The sequence below is a fragment of the Sphingobium sp. 22B genome (assembly GCF_001580035.1).
Taxonomy (GTDB): domain Bacteria; phylum Pseudomonadota; class Alphaproteobacteria; order Sphingomonadales; family Sphingomonadaceae; genus Sphingobium; species Sphingobium fuliginis.
This window is the reverse complement of the sequence record NZ_LTAB01000002.1, coordinates 19,668-38,601: the sequence shown is the minus strand read 5'-3', so window position 1 is coordinate 38,601 and position 18,934 is coordinate 19,668. Positions and strand designations below refer to the sequence as shown.

19 protein-coding genes are annotated in these 18,934 nt (G+C 64.8%); 15 read left to right on the top strand and 4 right to left on the bottom strand.

The annotated features are described in order from the left end of the window. Positions 1-84 precede the first annotated feature (84 nt). The 7 genes from A0J57_RS03230 (at position 85) to A0J57_RS03200 (ending at position 7,037) form a co-directional block, all read left to right on the top strand. Complete coding sequence (locus A0J57_RS03230) at positions 85-1,011, top strand: SDR family NAD(P)-dependent oxidoreductase (RefSeq protein ID WP_061936655.1); 927 nt, start codon at positions 85-87, stop codon at positions 1,009-1,011. Positions 1,012-1,123: 112 nt separating this feature from the next. Beyond that, a complete protein-coding gene (locus A0J57_RS03225) occupies positions 1,124-2,023 on the top strand; it encodes an SMP-30/gluconolactonase/LRE family protein (RefSeq protein WP_061936774.1) in 900 nt (299 codons plus the stop codon). A 56-nt stretch (positions 2,024-2,079) separates the two neighbouring features. Beyond that, complete coding sequence (locus A0J57_RS03220) at positions 2,080-2,637, top strand: hypothetical protein (protein ID WP_061936652.1); 558 nt, start codon at positions 2,080-2,082, stop codon at positions 2,635-2,637. Next, the gene (locus tag A0J57_RS03215; RefSeq protein WP_235600772.1) at positions 2,555-3,655 is read left to right on the top strand and encodes a hypothetical protein; all 1,101 of its coding nucleotides are present in this window, start codon (positions 2,555-2,557) and stop codon (positions 3,653-3,655) included. Before A0J57_RS03220 ends, A0J57_RS03215 begins: the two co-directional genes overlap by 83 nt. Next, the gene (locus A0J57_RS03210) at positions 3,652-5,133 is read left to right on the top strand and encodes an AMP-binding protein (protein ID WP_061936646.1); all 1,482 of its coding nucleotides are present in this window, start codon (positions 3,652-3,654) and stop codon (positions 5,131-5,133) included. The genes A0J57_RS03215 and A0J57_RS03210 overlap by 4 nt, the downstream gene beginning before the upstream one ends. 3 nt (positions 5,134-5,136) lie before the next feature. Then, the gene (locus tag A0J57_RS03205) at positions 5,137-6,228 is read left to right on the top strand and encodes a CaiB/BaiF CoA-transferase family protein (RefSeq protein WP_061936643.1); all 1,092 of its coding nucleotides are present in this window, start codon (positions 5,137-5,139) and stop codon (positions 6,226-6,228) included. A gap of 11 nt (positions 6,229-6,239) precedes the next feature. After that, complete coding sequence (locus A0J57_RS03200) at positions 6,240-7,037, top strand: sugar phosphate isomerase/epimerase family protein (protein ID WP_101756434.1); 798 nt, start codon at positions 6,240-6,242, stop codon at positions 7,035-7,037. A gap of 28 nt (positions 7,038-7,065) precedes the next feature. Here the strand turns inward: A0J57_RS03200 and A0J57_RS03195 are convergent, their stop codons facing one another. Then, a complete protein-coding gene (locus tag A0J57_RS03195) occupies positions 7,066-7,386 on the bottom strand; it encodes a 2Fe-2S iron-sulfur cluster-binding protein (protein WP_061936771.1) in 321 nt (106 codons plus the stop codon). Between the two features lie 214 nt (positions 7,387-7,600). Here A0J57_RS03195 and A0J57_RS03190 point away from each other — a divergent pair, with 214 nt between their 5' ends. Together A0J57_RS03190 and A0J57_RS03185 are read left to right on the top strand one after the other, a co-directional pair. Beyond that, positions 7,601-8,614, top strand: coding sequence for an alcohol dehydrogenase catalytic domain-containing protein (locus A0J57_RS03190; RefSeq protein WP_064232577.1), 1,014 nt, complete (start codon positions 7,601-7,603; stop codon positions 8,612-8,614). Then, complete coding sequence (locus A0J57_RS03185) at positions 8,614-9,780, top strand: sulfotransferase (protein WP_061936765.1); 1,167 nt, start codon at positions 8,614-8,616, stop codon at positions 9,778-9,780. The genes A0J57_RS03190 and A0J57_RS03185 overlap by 1 nt, the downstream gene beginning before the upstream one ends. Positions 9,781-9,844: 64 nt before the next feature. On the opposite strand, the gene A0J57_RS03180 is transcribed toward A0J57_RS03185, so the two are convergent. Then, positions 9,845-11,074: a CaiB/BaiF CoA-transferase family protein gene (locus A0J57_RS03180; RefSeq protein ID WP_061936638.1), complete on the bottom strand. Its 1,230-nt coding sequence runs from the start codon at positions 11,072-11,074 to the stop codon at positions 9,845-9,847. A gap of 183 nt (positions 11,075-11,257) precedes the next feature. Here A0J57_RS03180 and A0J57_RS03175 point away from each other — a divergent pair, with 183 nt between their 5' ends. The 5 genes from A0J57_RS03175 to A0J57_RS03155 are packed head-to-tail and all read left to right on the top strand — an operon-like array spanning position 11,258 to position 15,907. Continuing rightward, on the top strand, positions 11,258-12,061 hold the full coding sequence (locus A0J57_RS03175; RefSeq protein WP_061936635.1) for an enoyl-CoA hydratase/isomerase family protein: 804 nt from the start codon (positions 11,258-11,260) through the stop codon (positions 12,059-12,061). Beyond that, positions 12,058-13,191, top strand: a complete 1,134-nt coding sequence (locus tag A0J57_RS03170; protein ID WP_235600771.1) for an NADH:flavin oxidoreductase — start codon at positions 12,058-12,060, stop codon at positions 13,189-13,191. The genes A0J57_RS03175 and A0J57_RS03170 overlap by 4 nt, the downstream gene beginning before the upstream one ends. Beyond that, on the top strand, positions 13,188-13,742 hold the full coding sequence (locus A0J57_RS03165) for a nuclear transport factor 2 family protein (RefSeq protein ID WP_061936629.1): 555 nt from the start codon (positions 13,188-13,190) through the stop codon (positions 13,740-13,742). Before A0J57_RS03170 ends, A0J57_RS03165 begins: the two co-directional genes overlap by 4 nt. A gap of 28 nt (positions 13,743-13,770) precedes the next feature. Continuing rightward, on the top strand, positions 13,771-14,538 hold the full coding sequence (locus A0J57_RS03160; protein ID WP_061936626.1) for an SDR family NAD(P)-dependent oxidoreductase: 768 nt from the start codon (positions 13,771-13,773) through the stop codon (positions 14,536-14,538). Positions 14,539-14,596: 58 nt separating this feature from the next. Next, the gene (locus tag A0J57_RS03155; protein ID WP_235600770.1) at positions 14,597-15,907 is read left to right on the top strand and encodes a DUF1214 domain-containing protein; all 1,311 of its coding nucleotides are present in this window, start codon (positions 14,597-14,599) and stop codon (positions 15,905-15,907) included. 53 nt (positions 15,908-15,960) lie between these two features. On the opposite strand, the gene A0J57_RS03150 is transcribed toward A0J57_RS03155, so the two are convergent. Next, complete coding sequence (locus A0J57_RS03150; RefSeq protein WP_061936619.1) at positions 15,961-16,959, bottom strand: hypothetical protein; 999 nt, start codon at positions 16,957-16,959, stop codon at positions 15,961-15,963. Positions 16,960-17,028: 69 nt separating this feature from the next. Beyond that, positions 17,029-18,180 (bottom strand): Gfo/Idh/MocA family protein, encoded by a 1,152-nt coding sequence (locus A0J57_RS03145; protein ID WP_061936616.1) that lies wholly within the window; start codon positions 18,178-18,180, stop codon positions 17,029-17,031. A gap of 84 nt (positions 18,181-18,264) precedes the next feature. Between A0J57_RS03145 and A0J57_RS03140 the strand changes: the two genes are divergently transcribed. Continuing rightward, a complete protein-coding gene (locus A0J57_RS03140; protein WP_061936613.1) occupies positions 18,265-18,891 on the top strand; it encodes a TetR/AcrR family transcriptional regulator in 627 nt (208 codons plus the stop codon). Positions 18,892-18,934: the final 43 nt, after the last annotated feature.

The following is an 18,934-nucleotide window of genomic DNA, read 5'->3' as shown; positions in this document are numbered from 1 at the left end:
TGGATAGGCGATGTTTTGGACCCGGATATGGCGACGCCGCCCCTCTGCATGTTGCATGTATATGGACAGGCGAGAGGAAGCGGGATGATTCGGTTGGACGGGCGGGTCGCGATCGTCACGGGGGCGGGGCGGGGCATGGGCCGGGCTCATGCCCTTCTGCTCGCCGCGCGGGGGGCGAGGGTGATCGTCAACGACTATGGCGGCGCGCAGTCCACATTGACGCCCGGCACTATTTCCCATGCCCAAGCGGTTGTGGATGAAATCCGCGCTGCGGGAGGTGAGGCGGAAGCGGACGGCGAGATGGTCGGCACCGGCGAGTCCGCCCCGCTCATCGTCGAACATGCGCTGGACGCCTTCGGCCGGGTCGACATTCTGATCAATAATGCCGGCGGATCGCTGATCGGTGATCCCGATGCCTTCACCGATGAAGAGATAGAGGGCGTGCTGCGGACCAATTTCATCGGTCCCTATATGCTGCTGCGTCGGGTCTGGCCGCTGATGCGCGGTCAGGGTTTCGGACGCATCGTCAACGTCATGTCGTCGGCGGTTCTGGGCGCGGGACATCTGGGGCCCTATGCAGCGGGCAAGGCCGGGCTGCTGGGGCTGACCCATGATGCGGCCTTTGACGGGCGGCCGCATAATATATTGGTGAACGGCATCTTCCCCACGGGCGCCTCCCGCCTTACGGAAACGTCGCACGAAGATCTGGCGCGCTGGTATCGCACCCATTTCCAGCCGGAAAAGGTGTCGGCGCTGATCGCCTATCTCAGCAGCGAGCAGTTGGACTTCTGCGGAGAAGTCTTCAACGTCGGGGGTGGGCGCGTCGCGCGGTTGGCGATCTTCGACAATGACGGATTGTTCGATCCGGCGATCACCCCTGAAAGCATAGCCGCCAATATCGACCTGATTCGTGACCTGAGCAAACCCACCATGATTCCCACGCTCTGGGCGCAGACCGAGCGCTATTTTGCGCGCATTCCCTGGACGGGCGGAAAAGCCGGCCTGTTCTGAAGCGGTGAAACGACAGGATATGGCTGCCTGGCAGGAAAGGCCGCAGCCATCAACGGAAGCGGGTTCGGCATAACCACCATGAACTGACAGCCGCCGGATGAAGGAGAAGAAGATGCAGGAGGGTCACGCCCCGGCGCGCTGCGTGCTGGACATCAGGGCGGAATCGGGCGAAACCCCGGTCTGGTCCGTGGCGGAGCGGAAGCTGTTCTGGGTGGATCAGGAGGCGCACCGGCTCAATGCCTTCGATCCGGCCTGCGGGAGCAATGAAAGCTGGCAGATGCCCGCCCATGTCAGCAGCTTTGCGCTGCGCGGCGCGGGCGAGCCGATTGTCGTGGCGCTGCGTACCGGCCTGTTCGATTTCGACCGGGCCAGCGGCACGTTGGCGCCGGTCGCCGCGCCGCCGCCCTATCCCGTCGAAACCCACCGTTTCAATGACGGCCGGTGCGACCGGCAGGGTCGCTATCTGATCGGTTCGGTCGACCTTTCCTATTTCCAGACCGGGGTGGCCGGCCGCGCCGCCGTCTATCGGCTGGACGGCGGCGGGTTGGCCGAGGTGATCGGAGACATCACGTGCAGCAACGGCATGGCCTTCAGTCCCGACGGGCGGATCATGTATCTGGCGGATTCCCCCGCCGGGCGGGTCTATGCCCTCGACTATGACATCGTGACCGGCACGCCGTCCAACCGCCGTGTCTTCACGGAGCGGGATCGCGGCGACGGGATTTTCGATGGGGCGGAAGTGGATGCGGAGGGCGGCTATTGGGTCTGCCTGCTGATGAAGGGCGCGGTGGCGCGCTATATGCCGGACGGACGGCTGGACCGGGAGATTGCCGTGCCGGTTCTGCAACCGACCAAGGTGGCCTTTGGCGGGCCGGAACTGGCCACGCTTTATCTGACGTCCGCCGCTCACCGCCATCTTCCCGGCGATCAGCCCCTGGGCAGGCATGCCGGTGGCCTTTTCGCGATCGAAACGGGCGTTCGGGGCATTGAGGAGCCGAAATACCGCTTCTGAAATGCCCAATTTGACAATTTGCATGCAACATGCAAAAAGATGGCGGAGGTAACGACATGACCATCATTCTCGATCCCACTGCATCGCTGGTGCACGATCTGGCTGAGCCGGGTCCGGATGCCGGCGTCCTGAGGGGCAAGAAGATCGCCATCCGCATCGATATGCTGTGGCGTAGCTGGGACTGGGTCAGCGAGATCTGGGCCGAAGACTTGCGAGCCGAAGGCGCCGAAGTGACCTTCTGGCGCAGTTGCGGCCGCACGGGCCGGGAGGGCGAGCAAGCCGAACGCGACTATGACGCGCTACTGGCGCAAAGCGACATGGCCATCGTCGGACTGGGCAATTGCGGGTCCTGCACCAGTTGGACCATCGCGGACGCACTGACCGCGGCAGCCACCGGCATCCCGACCATCGCGGTGGCGACCGCGCATTTCGAAGGGCTGGCCCATAATCTGGCGAAACGGGGCGGCCGGTCGGGCCTGCGCCTTCACATCCTTCCCTATCCTCTCGACATTCTTCCAAAAGAACAGGTCCATGACATTGCACGAAACCACTATCGATCGTTCCTGCGGAATTTCGGGGTGCGAAGCAGACTGGCTGAGCAGTCGGCGGCATGAGGTCGAGGATGACATCGTCGCCTTCAACGATTTCGCCATGGCGCAGGGCTGGGGTGACGGACTGCCGCTGATCCCGCCGACGCAGCAGCGGGTGCAGGACTTCCTGATCGCGGGTGGACGCTTTCCGGACGAGTTGATCGCCGTGCTGCCGCCGCTGCGCGCCGAATGCACGGTGGAGAAGATCGCAATCAACGCGGTCATGGCCGGCTGCACGGGCAACGCGATGCCGCTGCTGTGCGCGGCGATAGAAGCGATGGCGGACCCCAGGTTCGACCTGGCCGGCCTCAATGCCACGACCGGGTCGGTGGTGCCCGCCATGATCGTGAACGGGTCGATCCGCAACCGGCTGAACATTCCCTGTCAGGCCGGTTGCCTGGGCGGAGTGGCCGGTCCAGCGGTGGCCATCGGCCGGGCGATCCGTCTGATCATGCGCAATGTGGCGGGCCAGTCGATCGGTTCGACGTCGCAAAGCGTCTATGGCACGCCGGGGCGTGTCGCCGGCATCGTCTTTGGCGAATGGGAGGAGCGCTCTCCCTGGGCGCCGCTGGCTGAACGTCGCGGCGTAGGAGGCGATGCCGTCACCGTTTACGGCGCGATGGGCACGGCCAATATCTGCGACGTGGTGGCGAACAGTGCCGACGGTTTCCTCGACATGATCGCCAAATCCATGGCCTATCCGGGCGCAAACGGCTTCCTGCCGTCCTCGGCCTTTGCGGAGACTTTGTGCGTCATCAACCCGATCTGGGCGGAGGTGATTGCGAAGGCCTACCCCAGGATCGAGGATGTGCAGGCCTATATCTGGGACAGATGCGCATTGCCGATCGACTGGTTCCGACCCGAATATCGCGATCCCATCGGCAATCTGGATCGGATCAAGCCCGACGGGCGCGTGCATCTGGTGCCGACGCCCGACGATGTGCTGGTCATGGTCGCGGGAGGGGAAGGCGGCCTGCACGCCGCGATGCTGCATAGCTGGGGCACCTGCCTCACCGTGACCCGGCCCGTCGAGACAGCATGAGCGGCGATGTGATCGTCGGCGATCGCATTCGCGGACGCGCCGAACTGCTCGACCGGGCGGCGCGGCTGGCGAGCGCGATGGCGGCGGCAGGCGTCGGCGCGGGCGATGCGGTGGCGCTGTTGCTGCGCAACGACTTTGCCGTGCTGGAAGCCAATCTGGCCGTGCGCAGGCTCGACGCCTATGGCGTGCCGATCAACTGGCACTGGCACCCGACGGAGATCGGCTATGTGCTGCGCGACGCGACGCCCCGGCTACTGATCGGCCATGCCGACCTGCTGGACGGGCTGGGCGCCCATATTCCCGAAGGCCTGCGCGTGATCGCCGTCGGCGGTACGGGCGAGCAGCCGGATTATGACGACTGGATCGCTGCCCATGAACCCCATGAGGGCCATGGCAACGGTCTCGGTTCCTCCATGGTCTACACGTCGGGCACCACGGGCAAGCCCAAGGCGGTCAGGCGCCTGCCCGCGACAGGCGAGGAATCGGCGCAGCGCGCCCGTGTGCTGGCGGTCATCCATGACACGGCGCCCGGCAATGTCGCGCTGGTGACGGGACCGCTCTATCATCTCTTCAGCCAGGCGATCCTGATGGCGACTTTCGCCGCCGGGGGCACGGTGGTGGTGATGGAGCGCTTCGATCCGGAGGAGTGCCTGCGGCTCATCGAGCAGCATCATGTGACCCATGGCGCGCTGGTGCCCACGCTTTTCGTCAGGCTGATGCGCCTCCCCGAAGAGGTGAAGCGCCGATATGATCTCTCCACCCTTCGTCACGTCGTCCATTCGGGCGCGCCTTGCGCGCCGGAAGTAAAGAGGGCGATGCTGAACTGGTGGGGGCCGGTCCTGTATGAAACCTATGGATCGACCGAAACCGGCGTCGTCACGAAGATCAGTCCTCGGGAATGGCTGGCTCGACCCGGCAGCGTCGGCCGACCTGTCCTGACTGGTGAAGTCCGTATTCGTGGCGACGACGGCCAATGGACAGAGGCGGGGCGGACGGGCGACGTCTACCTGCGCATCCACGGCACGCCCGATTTCACTTTTCACGGCGATCCAGAAAAGCGCGCCGCCGTCGAATATGACGGCCTTATTACCTGCGGCGACATGGGCTGGCTGGACGAAGAAGGCTATCTGTTCCTGTGCGACCGGCGCGCGGACATGGTGTTGTCCGGCGGGGTCAACATCTATCCGGCGGAGGTGGAGGCTGCCTTGCTGGAGCATCCCGCGGTATCCGATTGCGCTGTCTTCGGCGTGCCGGACGCCGAATATGGTGAAGTGCTGGTCGCGTATCTCCAGAGCGACGAGGCGCTGATCCCCGATGAGGTGACAGCGTTCCTGCGCGGACGCATCGCCGGCTACAAGATTCCGCGTCATCTGGTCGTCGGCGCCAGCTTGCCGCGCGAGGAAACGGGAAAGATCTTGAAGCGCAGGCTGCGGGAAAGTTTCCTGGCCGGCGAAGCGCGGGAAATGGGAGCATATTGACGGATGGAGGAACCGGGGAAAGGCGCCATCCCGCCCGGCGCGCTGGCGGGGCTGAAGGTCATCGACATGGCGTCGCTCTATGCCGCGCCGCTTGCGGCGACGATCATGGCCGATTTCGGCGCCGATGTGCTGAAGATCGAGCCGCCGGAAGGCGACCTGTTCCGCGACAGCAAGATGTGGCCGCTGGTCGCGCGGGGGAAGCGTTGCCTGGCGCTGGACTTGCGTTCGGAAGAGGGGATCGATCGGCTCAAGGCGCTGGCGGCGCAAGCCGACGTGCTGGTGGAAAATTATCCCGCCGCCGTACTGGAGAGGCGGGGCATTGGCTGGGAAGTCCTGTCGGCGGTCAATCCCCGGCTTGTCATGCTTTCCGTGTCCTGCTTCGGCGCCACCGGTCCTTATCGGGGCCGGCCTGGATCGGGCACGATCGGTGAAGGCTTTGGCGGCCTGACCTTCCTGACGGGGACGGAAGACGGTCCGCCGATGCTCCCTTCCGTAGCCTTGGGTGACGCCGTGGGCGCGATGAGCGCGGTGATCGGCACGCTCTCTGCCCTTTATTGGCGCGACCGCAGCGGACGGGGGCAACAGGTGGACGCCAGCCTCTACGAACCGATATTGCAGATCGTCGCCCATGCGGCGCAAAGATGGGAGCCGGGCCGCTCACCCGAACGTTGCGGGTCGCGACTGCCCGGCGTACTGCGCAACGTCTATCGAACCTCCGACGAAAGATATGTCGCTATCTCCGCCAGCACCGCTCGGCATGCCGCCGATCTGCTGGCGCTGGCGGGCGGGCAGGGGGACGACCAGGATGCCTGCGTCGCCGCCTGGATCGCCACCGTGCCGCAGGCTGCGCTGGTGGAGCAGCTCGTCGCCCGGCGTATTCCGGTGACGCCGGTCAACAGCCTGGACGATATGCTGGCCGATCCTCATATGCGCGCTCGCGGGAGCCTGATCCATGTGGCGGATGAAGCGTTGGGCGATCTGGCATTGGCCGCGCCCGCGCCGCGCCTGTCGGAGACGCCGGGCAGGATTGGCGATGTAAACCCGCCCCTGGGTACGGATGCGGATGCCGCGCTTGAGCGCTGGGCCGGAAGCTGACGGCGCAGCTCATGCGGTATGCGGCGCATCTTGGCATAGCCGATCCCGACGCGCCGTTGCTGGCCGCAACGGCCGGCTCGGTCGATCCGGTCGCTCAGATAAATTGCGCCGCTCGGCTGGGCTTTGCCGGCATCACCGACAATGGTCTGAAAGCCCGCACGCCGGAGGTTCAGCGGCGCATGGGTGTGGCGTTGCGCGACCATGGGATGGAGATGGGCAGCTTCACCCATAATGTTCTGGGGATGGAGCCGCCCTTCTTCTGGGGCGCGCCGATCACCGATATAGAGGCGGCCATGGCGTCCAGCCTGACGGCAGCGGAGCATGTGGGCGGTGGCTGCATCAACGCGGTCCTGCTGGATTGCGGCGCACCGTTGGCGGAACAGCTAGCGCGGGCGACGGAGAATTTCGCTGCCGCCACGAAGCTGGCGGCGGAGCGGGGCGTGGCGCTGGCGGTGGAGATGGTCAGCCGGGAGCGTGTGCCCCTGGCCCTGGTCGAGCGCCTGGCCGACATCGGCGCTATCGCCCGGTGGGCAGGCGTGGGGCTGATCCTCGATAGCTGCCATTGCCATTGCGCCGGCGAGGACATGGCGGCGGCGATTGTGGCGCAGGCGGATATTCTCGCCGCTGTGCAGATCGCTGACATGCCAGGCCGCGTTCAACCCGGTGCGGGCGTGATCGACTTTGCGCCGATCATGGCGGCGCTGCGGACAATCGGCTGGGGCGGCCTTGTCGAGGCGGAACTGATGCCGAAGCTGCGGGACATCGATGGGGAGGCGGCGGCCATCGCCGCGCTCAGGGCGCTGGGCTGACGTTTCTTGCCGGGCGCGCCGTTGCGCCTCAGCCCTGCCGTTCCGGCGTATGCACGATGAGGCCATCCAGCGCCGGGCGCAGACGAATCTGGCAGGAAAGGCGCGAATCCGCCCGCTTGCCATGGGCGAAGTCGAGCATGTCCCATTCGTCTTCGGATGGAGGACCGACCCGTTCGATCCACGCGGGATCGACATGAACATGGCAGGTCGCGCAGGCGGCGCTGCCGCCGCATTCCCCGATGATATTCTCGACGCCCGCGCGCTTGCCGATGTCCATCACCGACTGGCCGACATCGCCGTCCAGCGTGGTCGCGACCCCGGCAGGGGTGATGAAGGTGACATGGACCATGGTGATCCCCTTTGGACTGGCTTGGCGCGATCGGAAAGCGCTTATGCCGCCGACCGTCCCGGACATCATGTTTGCGATCACTCGCCGCCGATCTTCACACCTCTTGCCGCTACGTGCAGGTTCGGCCGCAGGCCGACCGTTCCAGTGCCACCGCCTTGTCATTTTAGGTACTGAATAGTAGCTTTAATGGCACGGTAGGAGAAGGAGGAGAGAGATGAGGGCAGCGTTATTCAAGGGCGCGGGCACGCCGCTGGTCGTGGAGACCGTGGACGATCCCCAGCCCGGTGAGGGCGAAGCGGTCATCAAGGTCACGCGCTGCGGCGTGTGCGGCACGGACCTCCACATGACCTCCGGGCATGGCAATGATTTCCCCGTCAACAGCGTGATCGGCCATGAATATTGCGGGGAGGTCGTCGCGCTGGGCAAAGGCGTCGACAATCTCAAGGTCGGTCAGTTCGTCACCGCCATGCCCGTGGCGGGCTGCGGCCGCTGCGCCCCCTGCCTGGCCGGTTATCCCATGGCTTGCGCGCAGATGCAGGGTCTTGTCGGCGGCTTTGGCGAATATATGCGGATCGCGGCGATGAGTTCTATCGTGCTGCCCGACACGCTGACGCCCGCTGACGGTGCTCTGATCGAGCCTCTCGCCGTGGGTCTGCGCGGCATACGGCTCGCGCAGATGCCGCCGGGCGCGAAGGTCGCGGTGCTGGGCGCTGGGTCCATCGGCCTCGCCGTCATCTATTGGGCGCGGTTGCTGGGGGCGGGGAAGATCGTGGCCATTTCCCGTTCGTCACGGCGCGCCGATCTTGCGCTGCAGATGGGCGCCAACAGCTTCGAGGCGCTGGGCGAAGGCGAAGCGGAACGCGTTTCGGCCGCGCTGGGCGGCATGCCCGACATCGTGCTGGAATGCGTCGGCGCGGTCGGCATGACGCAGAAAGCGGTCGAACTGGTCGCGCCCGGCGGAACGGTCGTCTCGCTGGGTTTCTGCACCTCGCCCGACCCGATACTGCCTTCGCTCGCCACATGGAAGCAGGTCACGATCAAATTCTCGTTCGCCTATGATCTCAGGGAATTCGAACATAGCGCCAATGCGCTGGACGCCGGGCATGTCGAGCCGCGCCTGATGGTGTCGCGGACGGTCGGCCTGGACGCCTTCCCCGACCTGTTCGAGCAACTGCGCGCCGGGGCAAACGAAACAAAGATTCATGTCGATCCGTGGAGCGCGGCCTGATGAACACAGAAACCATTGTCCAGGACCAGCGGATATTGACCCTCGACGCCCTGCTGGCTGCCTCGACGGCGCGCACGGGCCTTGACGATTTTGGCGACGCCGGCTTTCGCGAGGGGCTGGGCCTGCTGCTGTCGGACATACGCGCGCTCGACCTTGATCCCGCGTGCATGCAGGCGACCGCATGGCGCATCGGCCAGTCGCTGGATACCCGCGCCCTGGCGGTCAAGGGGTTGAAGGAACGGCCGGAGGTGCTGGAGCAGCCGATCCGGGAGCCGATCATCATCGCCGGTCTCGTCCGTTCGGGAACGACGGCGCTGCACCTGCTGATGTCGCTGGACCCTCAGTTCCAGGGGCCGGAACATTGGCTGACCGTCTATCCCATGCCGCGCCCGCCGCGGGAGACGTGGGACGGTATTGCCGAATATCGGACGGAGAAGGCGTCGCTGGACGCCTATCTGGCGGCGTCGCCGGAATCGGCCGACGACCATATGATGACGGCGGAGGGGATTGAGGAATCCCTGTTCATCCTGGGCGCCAGCTTTGCCAGCAACATGTGGCCGTCCATGTGGGACGCCCCCCGCTATGACCGCTGGTATCGCGGGCGCGACGACACTGACAGCTATCGCTGGCTGGCCGATGTGCTGCGCCTGATCGGCGCGGGGGACGATCGCCGCTGGCTGCTCAAGAACCCGACGGACCTCTTTTCCTTGCAGGAGGTGCTGAACGTCTTTCCCGATGCGAAGATCATCCAGACGCATCGCGACCCGGTGGATTCGACGCCTTCGGTCAGCAATCTCATCTTCTCGGCGCGCCGGGCCTTTTGCGGCGACAAGGCGGATCGCGCCGATGTCGGGCGGCGCGAGGCGGAGATGTGGGCGCAGGCATTGGAACGCGCCGAGTCGGTGCGCGAAAAGAGCGACGCGACGTTCATCGACGTCGAGTTCCGCGACTTCACCCGCGATCAGATGGCGTCGATCCGCTCCATCTACGACCAGCTAGGCCTGACGCTGACGGCCGAGACGGAGGGCGCGATGCAAGCCTGGCTGGACGCGCATCCTCACAAGCCGAGCAAGGGCCCGAAGCACAGGCCGGAGGATTTCGGCCTGACGCGGGAAGGGCTGGAGGAACGCTTCGCCGCCTATCGCGCCCGGCGCGGCTATATCTGACGGATTTGCATCTGAGGGATCTGCGCGGGGCCCCGTTCAAAAATCGGCCCCCGCGCAATCTCTTTCAGATGATCCCGTCTTCGGCCAGCCCGTCGATCGCCGTTTCGTCCAGCCCCAGTTCCTGCGCCAGCACGTCGCGCGTATGTTCCCCCAGCATCGGCGGGGCGCGATAGTCGGTGATCGGCGTTTCCGAGAAGTTCAGCGGGCTGCGGATCACGTCCAGATCGGGCTTCAGCGGATGAGGCGCGCGCACGCGCAGGCCCCGATGCAACGCCTGCGGATAGGCGAACACCTGCTCCAGATCGTTGATCGGCCCGCTGGGGATGCCGGCGGCCCCGAGCTTCTGCAGCCAGTAATCGACGCTGTTCGTCTGGAAGATCGCGTTGAACACCTCGGTGATCTCGTCGCGATTCTTCACCCGCTCGACATTGGTGTAGAAGCGCGGATCGTTCTTCAATTCAGGATGGCCGACCGCGTCGCACAGCGCGATATATTGCTTGTCGTTGCCCGACGTGATCATGATCGCGCCGTCGCTGCACGGGAACATGCTGGTCGGCATGCCGCCATTGCCCTGCGTGCCCCGCCGGACCGGCACTTCGCCCGACGTCAGGTAGATCTGCGCATAATGCGACAGCGCCGACACGCCGCAATCGAGCAGGGCGACGTCGATATACTGACCCTCGCCGCCCACCGCGTCGCGATGATAGAGGGCCGCCAATATGGCATTGGCGACGTTCAGCCCGGTGAACAGGTCGATGATGCTGGGGCCGACCTTCATCGGCCCCGCGCCAGGCTTGCCCTCCGGCACGCCGGTCACGCTCATCAGGCCGCATTCGCCCTGAAACACCGCGTCATAGCCGGGCTTGGTCGCCAGCGGGCCGTCCTGGCCATAGCCGGTGACGGAGCAATAGATGATGCGGGGATTGACGGCCTTCAGGCTTTCATAGTCGAGACCGTAGCGCTTGAGATCGCCGACCTTGTAATTCTCCATCACCACGTCGCAGGACTTGACCAGTTCGCGGACCAGTTCCTGCCCCCTGGCGCTGGCGATGTTGAGCGCGACCGACCGCTTGTTGCGGTTGACCGACATGTAGAAGGCGTTTTCCCGCGTCGGCCTGCCTTCCGCATCGCGCAGATAAGGCTCGCCGAAGATGCGGGCGTCGTCGCCCACGACCGGCCGTTCGATCTTGATCACGTCGGCGCCCATGTCGGCCAGCACCTGCGATCCGAACGGCCCCGCCAGCACGCGGGTCAGGTCAAGCACGCGGATCTTTTCAAGGGGCAGTCTGGCCATGGATCACCTTGCTGAAATACCCTTTTCCCATGCCATCGGCAGGCATGATGACAAGATCGGGGCACGCCTGTTCACAACCATGATATGCTCTGCGCGGAAGGCTGTCAGGGGTTCCGCGACCCCCGTCTTTTGGTCGACTATGGTCCACAGCCACGCGGAATGAAAGAAAAGGACGGGAGCCAGATGGGCGACATCTTGCGCGACATGCCGGTCGAGGGCGTCTGCCGACTGACGCTGAACCGGCCCGATGCGCTCAATTCACTGACCTATGCCATGTATGCCGAACTGATCGGCCATCTGGAGGCCGTGCGCTACGATCATGACGTGCGGGTCGTCCTGCTGACGGGCGCGGGGCGCGGCTTCTGCGCGGGTCATGACATTCGCGGCGCGGGCAAGCCCGATTGGGTGGCCGAAGGGTTGGGCAAGGCGCAGTTCCAGCAGCGCGTCATGGCCAGGCTGGGCCAGATTCCGCTGCTGATGCGCGCCCTGCCGCAGCCTGTGATCTGCGCGGTGAACGGCGTGACGGCGGGCGCAGGCTATCCGATCGCAATCGCCGCCGACATGACCATCGCGGCGCGCTCCGCCAGGTTCGTCAACGCCTTCCACAATGCGGGGACGGGCCATGAAATGGGCTTTTCCTACCTGCTGCCGCGTCTGGTCGGATTGCAGCGCGCCGCCGAGCTGATGCTGACGAGCCGCCCCGTGATGGCCGAGGAAGCCGAACGGATCGGCCTCATCCTGCGCTGCGTCGACGACGATGCGCTGATGGAGGAGGCGCTCAAGCTGGCGGAGGCGGTGATGGTCAACAGCCCGATCGGCATCGCCCTCACCAAAAGCTCGCTCCAGTTCAACGCCGACGCGCCCAGCCTGGAAGCGGCGATCGAAATGGAGAATCGCGCGATCTTCATGAGTCAGTCGACCGCCGACACCGCCGAAAAGCGGGCCGCCTTCATCGAGAAGCGCAAACCCCTGTTCAGGGGGGAATGATGAGCCTGATCGATCCTCTGCTCAGCCCTCTAACTCTGCGTGGCCTGACCCTGCCGAACCGGGTGGTGATGGCGCCAATGACCCGTTACCGCTCGCCGCTGGGCGTGCCGACCGATGACGTGGCGAGCTATTATGGCCGCCGCGCCGCAACGGGGCTGGGCGCAATCCTGACGGAAGGGGTGGCGTTGCCCCATTATGCGGCGGCCGATCATCCGGACATACCGCGCATCGACGGGGTCGAGGCGCTGGCCGGCTGGCGCAAGCTGGTCGATGTCGTGCATGATGCGGGCGGGCGGATCATTCCCCAGCTCTGGCATCAGGGGCCGATGTGGAATGTCGAATATGCCGGCACCGGCACCGGCAATCCGATGCGGCCGTCGGGCATCTGGGGTCCGCCGGACGGCATCATCTCCTTCCGTGAGGAGGGACGGGTGGAGAGTCTGACGCCTGTGCCGCCGATGAGCGAAAGCGATATTGCCGACATCATCGCCGCCTACCGCCAGGCGGCGCGCAATGCGGTGACGCTGGGCGTGGACGGCATCGCCATCCATGGCGCGCATGGCTATCTGATCGACAGTTTCCTGTGGGATTATACCAACCGGCGCGAAGACCGATGGGGCGAACGCGCCGCCTTCGGCGTGGCGGTGGTGAAGGCGATCCGGGCAGAGATTGGCGAGGACATGCCGATCGTGCTGCGCTTCTCCCAATTCAAGATGCAGGATTACCGCGCCATGCTGGCGGATACGCCGGATGGCCTTGGCGCGTTGCTCGGGCCGCTGGCCGATGCGGGGGTCGACCTGTTCGATGCCAGCCAGCGCTATTTCGACACGCCGATCTTCGACGGATCGCCGCTCAATCTGGCGGGCTGGGCGAAGAAGCTGACGGGCAAGGCGTCCATGACCGTGGGCGGCGTCGCGCTGGACAAGGCCAAGGGCAAGGCCAGGCATATCGACGACAGCCAGCAGTCGGTGAACAATCTGCCGTTGCTGATCGAGCGGTTCGAAAAGGGCGAGTTCGATCTGGTCGGCGTCGGCCGGGCGATCCTCAACGATCCGGACTGGTTCGGCAAGGCGAAGCGGGACGAACCCTTCCTGCCGTTCGACCCCGCCAATCTGGAGCGGCTGGCATGAACGAACTGGAGGCGCGGATCGACCGGCTGGAATCGCTGGCTGCGATCCAGCAGCTTCCGATCCGTTACGCGATCGCGGTGGACAGCCGGGATATGGACGCCTGGGTCGATCTGTTCATCCCTGACGTCTATTGCGGGCGGCGTGGCAGCGGGCGCGATGTGCTCAAATCCGTCATCACCCCTGCCGTCAGGACTTTCTATCGGTCCGTCCACCAGATTTGCGGGCACCGGGTCGAATTTGACGATGCCGATCATGCGCATGGCGTGGTCTATTGCCGCGCCGAGCATGAGGACCAGGGCAAATGGGTGGTCATGGCGATCGCCTATTTCGATACTTATGAACGGCGGGATGGCGAGTGGTTCTTCGTCCGTCGACGGGAAAAACACTGGTATTCGGCCGATTGGCAGGAACGGCCGGCGGCCCCCTTCACCGGTTGGGCCGGGCATGACAATCCGCCTGATCTTCCCCAGGATTTCGGCAGTTGGGCGCGTTTCTGGGCGGACATGGACGGGCAGGACATCGGCCGCCTGACCGACCGGCCGGCACATTGACGGATAAACAATCGGCAGGAGATTCAGGATGGGCGACAGGCGGCGTTTTGACGGGCGATCGATTTTCATCACCGGCGCCGGATCGGGCATTGGTGAAGCGACGGCGCATGCCTTTGCCGAGGAAGGCGCGAAGGTGGCGATTGCCGAACTGGACCCGGCCAGGGGCGAAGCCGTGCGCGACGCCATCCGGGCCAAGGGCGGCACCGCCCTGTTCGTCGCCACCGACGCCACGGACGAGGCGTCGGTGAAGGCCGCGATCGCCGCCGCCAACGAGGCGCATGGTCCTATCGCCCACGCCTTCAACAATATCGGCATGTCGCGCCCCGGCAGCATCGAGGAGATGAGCCTGGAGGATTGGAACTGGACGATCAGCATTTCGCTGACCAGCACCTTCCTGGCGATGAAATATGAAATTCCGGTGATGAAGGCCAATGGCGGCGGCACCATCGTCAATACCGCGTCCATGGCGGCGCGGCTCTACACGCCGTCCGCGCCCTGTTCCTATGCCGCGGCCAAGGCGGGGGTCATCCATCTCAGCCATCATGCGAGCTGCGCCTATGCGGACGACAATATCCGCGTGAACAGCGTGCTTCCGGGGCTGACCGCGACGCCGCAGATCGCATCCATGTTCACCGCCGAGGAGCAGGCGGAGATTGCGGGCGAGAATCAGGTGATCCGCCGCGCGGTCGATCCCCGCGAAATCGCCAATGCGGTGCTCTTCCTGTCGAGCGACGAGGCATCGATGATCACCGGGCGCGGGATCGAAGTGTCGGGCGGACGCAGGCACGGAAGCTGACATCAGCCCGTCGGGCGGCGCCCGGCCGCCCGAGGAAATGACGATATGGAGAAGGAGAGTGCCGGATGAGGACGCGAAGGACTTTGCACTGTCACGCCGGGGCCTTCTGGGCGCCGCGCTCTGCACAACGGTCGGCGGCCTGCTGCCGGCATCCGCATCGGGCGCGGCCATGAACAGCGGCGCCGCGCCCGCCGCCGCGCTCAGGGACTGGAGCGCCTATGCCGACCTGTTGAAACCGGCAGGGGCGCTCAACGCCATGACCGGCTTTCCCGAGGATGGCCAGATCCGCGCCGAGCTTTATCGCCAACTGGTGATGAACATCGCGCAATCCTATGTCTGGTATTTCCAGTCGACGCCCGAACATCCCGACTGGATGCCGTTCGAAAACAGCATCTTCCTGCTGCAACCCAATCCTGACGCCATTTATCATATCGCGCCGGTCAGCGGCGACGGCGTCTACAAGATCAGCGGCTATCGCGGCACCAACAAGGTTATGGGTTTCGCCGTCGGCCGCGGCATGTTCGGCACGCAAGACCCCAAACCCGGCTTCAACAATTATGATGCCGATGGCCTGACGCTGGGCAAGGACGGCTATTTCGAGGTGATATTCAGCGCGGAAAGGCCAAAGGACTGGACCGGCGACTGGCGTTATCTCGATCCTCAGGCTGGCGACATCATGATCCGCCAGTTCGCCTGTGACTGGGGCGTCGACGTGGATGCGCGCTTCGCCATCGAACGGCTGGACAAACCGCCACTGAAACCCCGTCTGACGCAGGAACAGATCGCGGCGCGGCTCGACGCGATCATGGGCGGGTTCGTCGAGCGTTTCTCGCGCATCTGCATCGGCTATCAGAACAAGGTCATCCATGATCTTGGCCTGAACGTCATGGAATTGTCGGGCTTCGAAGATCTGGGAAACAGCGGCGAATGGCCGCAAAAATATTTCCGGTGCATCTATGACTATCAGCCGGGCGAGGCGCTGATCATCGAGACGGAATTGCCTAAGAACTGCAAATATTGGAATGTGCAGCTTAACGACGAACTCTGGAACCAGATAGAGTTCGGCTATCGCCAGAGCAGCCTGAACGCGATGCAGGCGAAGCTGGATAGCGACGGCAAGTTCCGCGCCGTGATCGCGTTGGAAGATCCGGGCGTCGCCAATTGGCTTGACAGCGGCGGTCACAGGCGGGGCATGCTGGTGGGGCGCTGGCATGGCGCGGACAGCTATCCGATGCCGACGATCAAGAAAGTTCCGCTTTCCGAAATCGCCAGCCACCTGCCCGCCGACACGCCCAAAGTGACGCCGGACGAGCGGGAGGCTGCCCTGCGCAAGCGCAATCTGGGGCTTCAGATGCGCAGGCGCTGGTAGGATATTCTTCCGGCATCCCCGGCGCAGGGGGATGCCGGGGCCTATCGCATGTTTCAGTGCAGGCCTTCCGCAGCGGCGACCATGCGCGACCAGTCATTGAGGCGCTGCCACAATATGGCGCGGGTGGAAGCGAAATTGTGCATATGCGCCATGCGCGGCACGATGAAGAGGGAGACGTCGCGGGAAGCGGAATAGGCCGACGGCTCGCGATAAGGCTCGGGGCAGGTATCCCGCTCGCCATCCCCGACCAGCACCGGCACCGCGACACGCGCCGCATCTTCCGCGAAGACGCCGGGCAGCATCATCCGCACCGCGCAATGCGGGATGGTGAGGCTGCCGAATATCGGAGCGGTCTGCCGGATCGGGTATCCGCCCTTCATATCCTCTTCCAATATGTCGGCGGGCACATCTTCCCAGTGGAAGGGGTAGACATAATCGACCCCCTCATGGTCGTGCTCCAGATGGCTTGTGACTTCCCCACTCGCCACCCTGTCGAAGCGGCGCATGCCATGTTCGAAAGCGGCCTTGTCGCGCTGGGGCAAGGCGGTGTGGATCGCGCTGACGCCGAAAGGCGCAATCGCGTCGAAGGTGGCGAAGCGGCCCTGCGTCAATATGCTGACGCCGCCGCCCATGGACTGCCCCATGCCCACCAGGAAGAGCGACGGCAAGCCGGGAAAACCCTCCGCCGCCGTGCCGTCGCGCAGGGAAGCGGCAACCTGCCGCACGCAGGCGTCATGGGTCGCCGCCATCGTCTGGAAATCGATGCTGGAGAGGTCCGGGATGCTGCTTTCCCCGACGCCCACATGGTCGATGGCGACGTGGATCAGGCCGTGCCGCGCTTGCCATTCCGCCTCGTCATAGCCTTCATGACCCTCGAAGCGCATCATGAAATAATGGCGCGAATATCCGCCGCCCGGACAGGCGAAGATCGCGACGGGCCGGTCCGGCATCGCGGACGGATCGGGCAATGTCAGCGTGACGGCCATTTCGACCCTGTCTCCCAATTGTGGGGCGGCCGTAGTGACATCAATGCGCTTATGCACTCTCAGCATATGCTTCTCTCCCTGCAAATATCCCCTGGCCGGGCAGGCGGATCGTTTCGTTTATTGGATCGCGCCGGTTCAGCCCATGTCCTTCATGGCGATCCAGCGCCTCTCGGCATTGGCGCGCTCGACCGCCTCGACCACCCGATGTACGGCTGCCGCCTCGGTGAAGCTGGGCGATCCTTCCGTCCCGTTGCGAATGGCATCGACCATATGCCGGAACATCCAGTCCATCGCGGCGAAGGGACGCGGCTCCGCCGTGGCGCCCGCGACGCCGGGAACGGCATAATAGTCGTCCACCGTCACCTCTTCGCAGGTGCGCTGGCCATAGGTCAACAACCGCGCATCGCCGGCATAGAGCTTTGCCGAGGGGAAATTGCCGAAGCTGTCGTCGACCAGCAGCAACCGGCCCCTGTCGCCCCACACCTCCACCCGCCAGCCTTCGGTGTCGGGCACGCACCAGCCCGCCTGCAGGCTGCCGATCGCGCCATTTTCCATGCTCAGCACCGCGCTGCCCAGATCGTGCGTCTCCGGCCGCAGCACTTCGCCATTGGGCAGGAACCATTCGGGCACGCCGGTCGTCAACATGCCGGTCGCCTCCGCCACCGGGCCGATCAGATGCGTCAGGAACAGCAGCGAATGGGTGGCGAAATTGCGCCACGCGCTGCCGCCGCTGCTCTTTTCCGCCAGCCAATAATAGGGGTCGGTATGTTCCGAATAGGCGCAATAGGCATAGGGCTTGTCGTTGGCGACGATCAGCGGCAGCATCAACTGAACATTGAAGCCCAGCGGGCGGCCGATGAAGCCTTCATCGATCATGCGCTTCATCTTCTGCGCATGCGGCGACCAGCGGAATTGCGCGTCCACCACGCCGACGACGCCAGCGGCCAGCTGCGCGTCGCGCATCGCTTCGGCATCGGACAGGCTGACCGCGAAGGGCAGGGCGTCATAGACATGCTTGCCGTTCTTCAGCGCCGCCATGACCATGGGAAAGCGGAAGGACGGGCGCGTGCCGACATCGATGATGTGCAGGTCCGGATCGGCCGACATCTCCTCATGATTCCAATAGGCTTTGGGAATGTCATATTCCCGGGCCGCCCGTTCCGCCGTTTCCTGGCGGGAGGTGCAGATGGCCGCGACTTCCACGCCGTCGATCCGCCGCCAGGCCGCGCCATGGACCTTGAGGCTCCAGTTGGCGCTGATGATCCCGACTCTGAGTGTATCCGCCATTGCCTTGCACCTTCGCCTTGATTTAATTGAACCTATGTGTCCAATTAAAAAGAAGCCCGCGCAAGCGGGAAGGGGATCAGGAATATGATGATTGGGCACCAGGCCCGACGGCGGCGGGGGCGTCCCACGGCGGACGAGACCCAGGCGCGCGAGCAGGCCGTCATGGAGGTCGCTGCGGCACTGTTCGAACAGCATGGCTTTGCCGGCGTGACGATGGCGGAGGTGGCGCGCCGCGCCCGCATCAGCAAGACGACGCTCTACGCCCGCTACCCCGACAAGCCCACGTTGTTCCGCGCGATATGCAGCTATGCCTGCCGCGTCCCGGCCTATCGTTTCGCGGCGGTCGCGACAGAGGGGCGTGAGCCGGACGATGTGCTGGCCGATTTTGCCGTCGCGATTGCCGAAGCGACCGCCGACCCTGCCGCCGACCGCTTCCTTCGCCTAGTCATTTTCGAAGCGCCTCGATTTCCCGAACTGGCGGAGCAGATATTGCTCGAGAGCCGCGACGTGGCCGCGCCGCTCGTCGTCTGGCTGGAGGGGCTAGCGCGGGAGGGGCGGCTTGCCAGCCATGATCCGGCTTTGCTGGCGCGGCAATTCGGCGCGCTCGTGACCGGCGGCCATGACGGCCTGCTGCAATGCTCCGAACAGGAGACGGGAAAACGGATTGCCTCAGCGGTCGCATTGCTGCGGCCCTTCCTCCGCCCGCAATGAAAAAGACCGGCACGGATAGAACCGTGCCGGTCTCCCAGAGGGC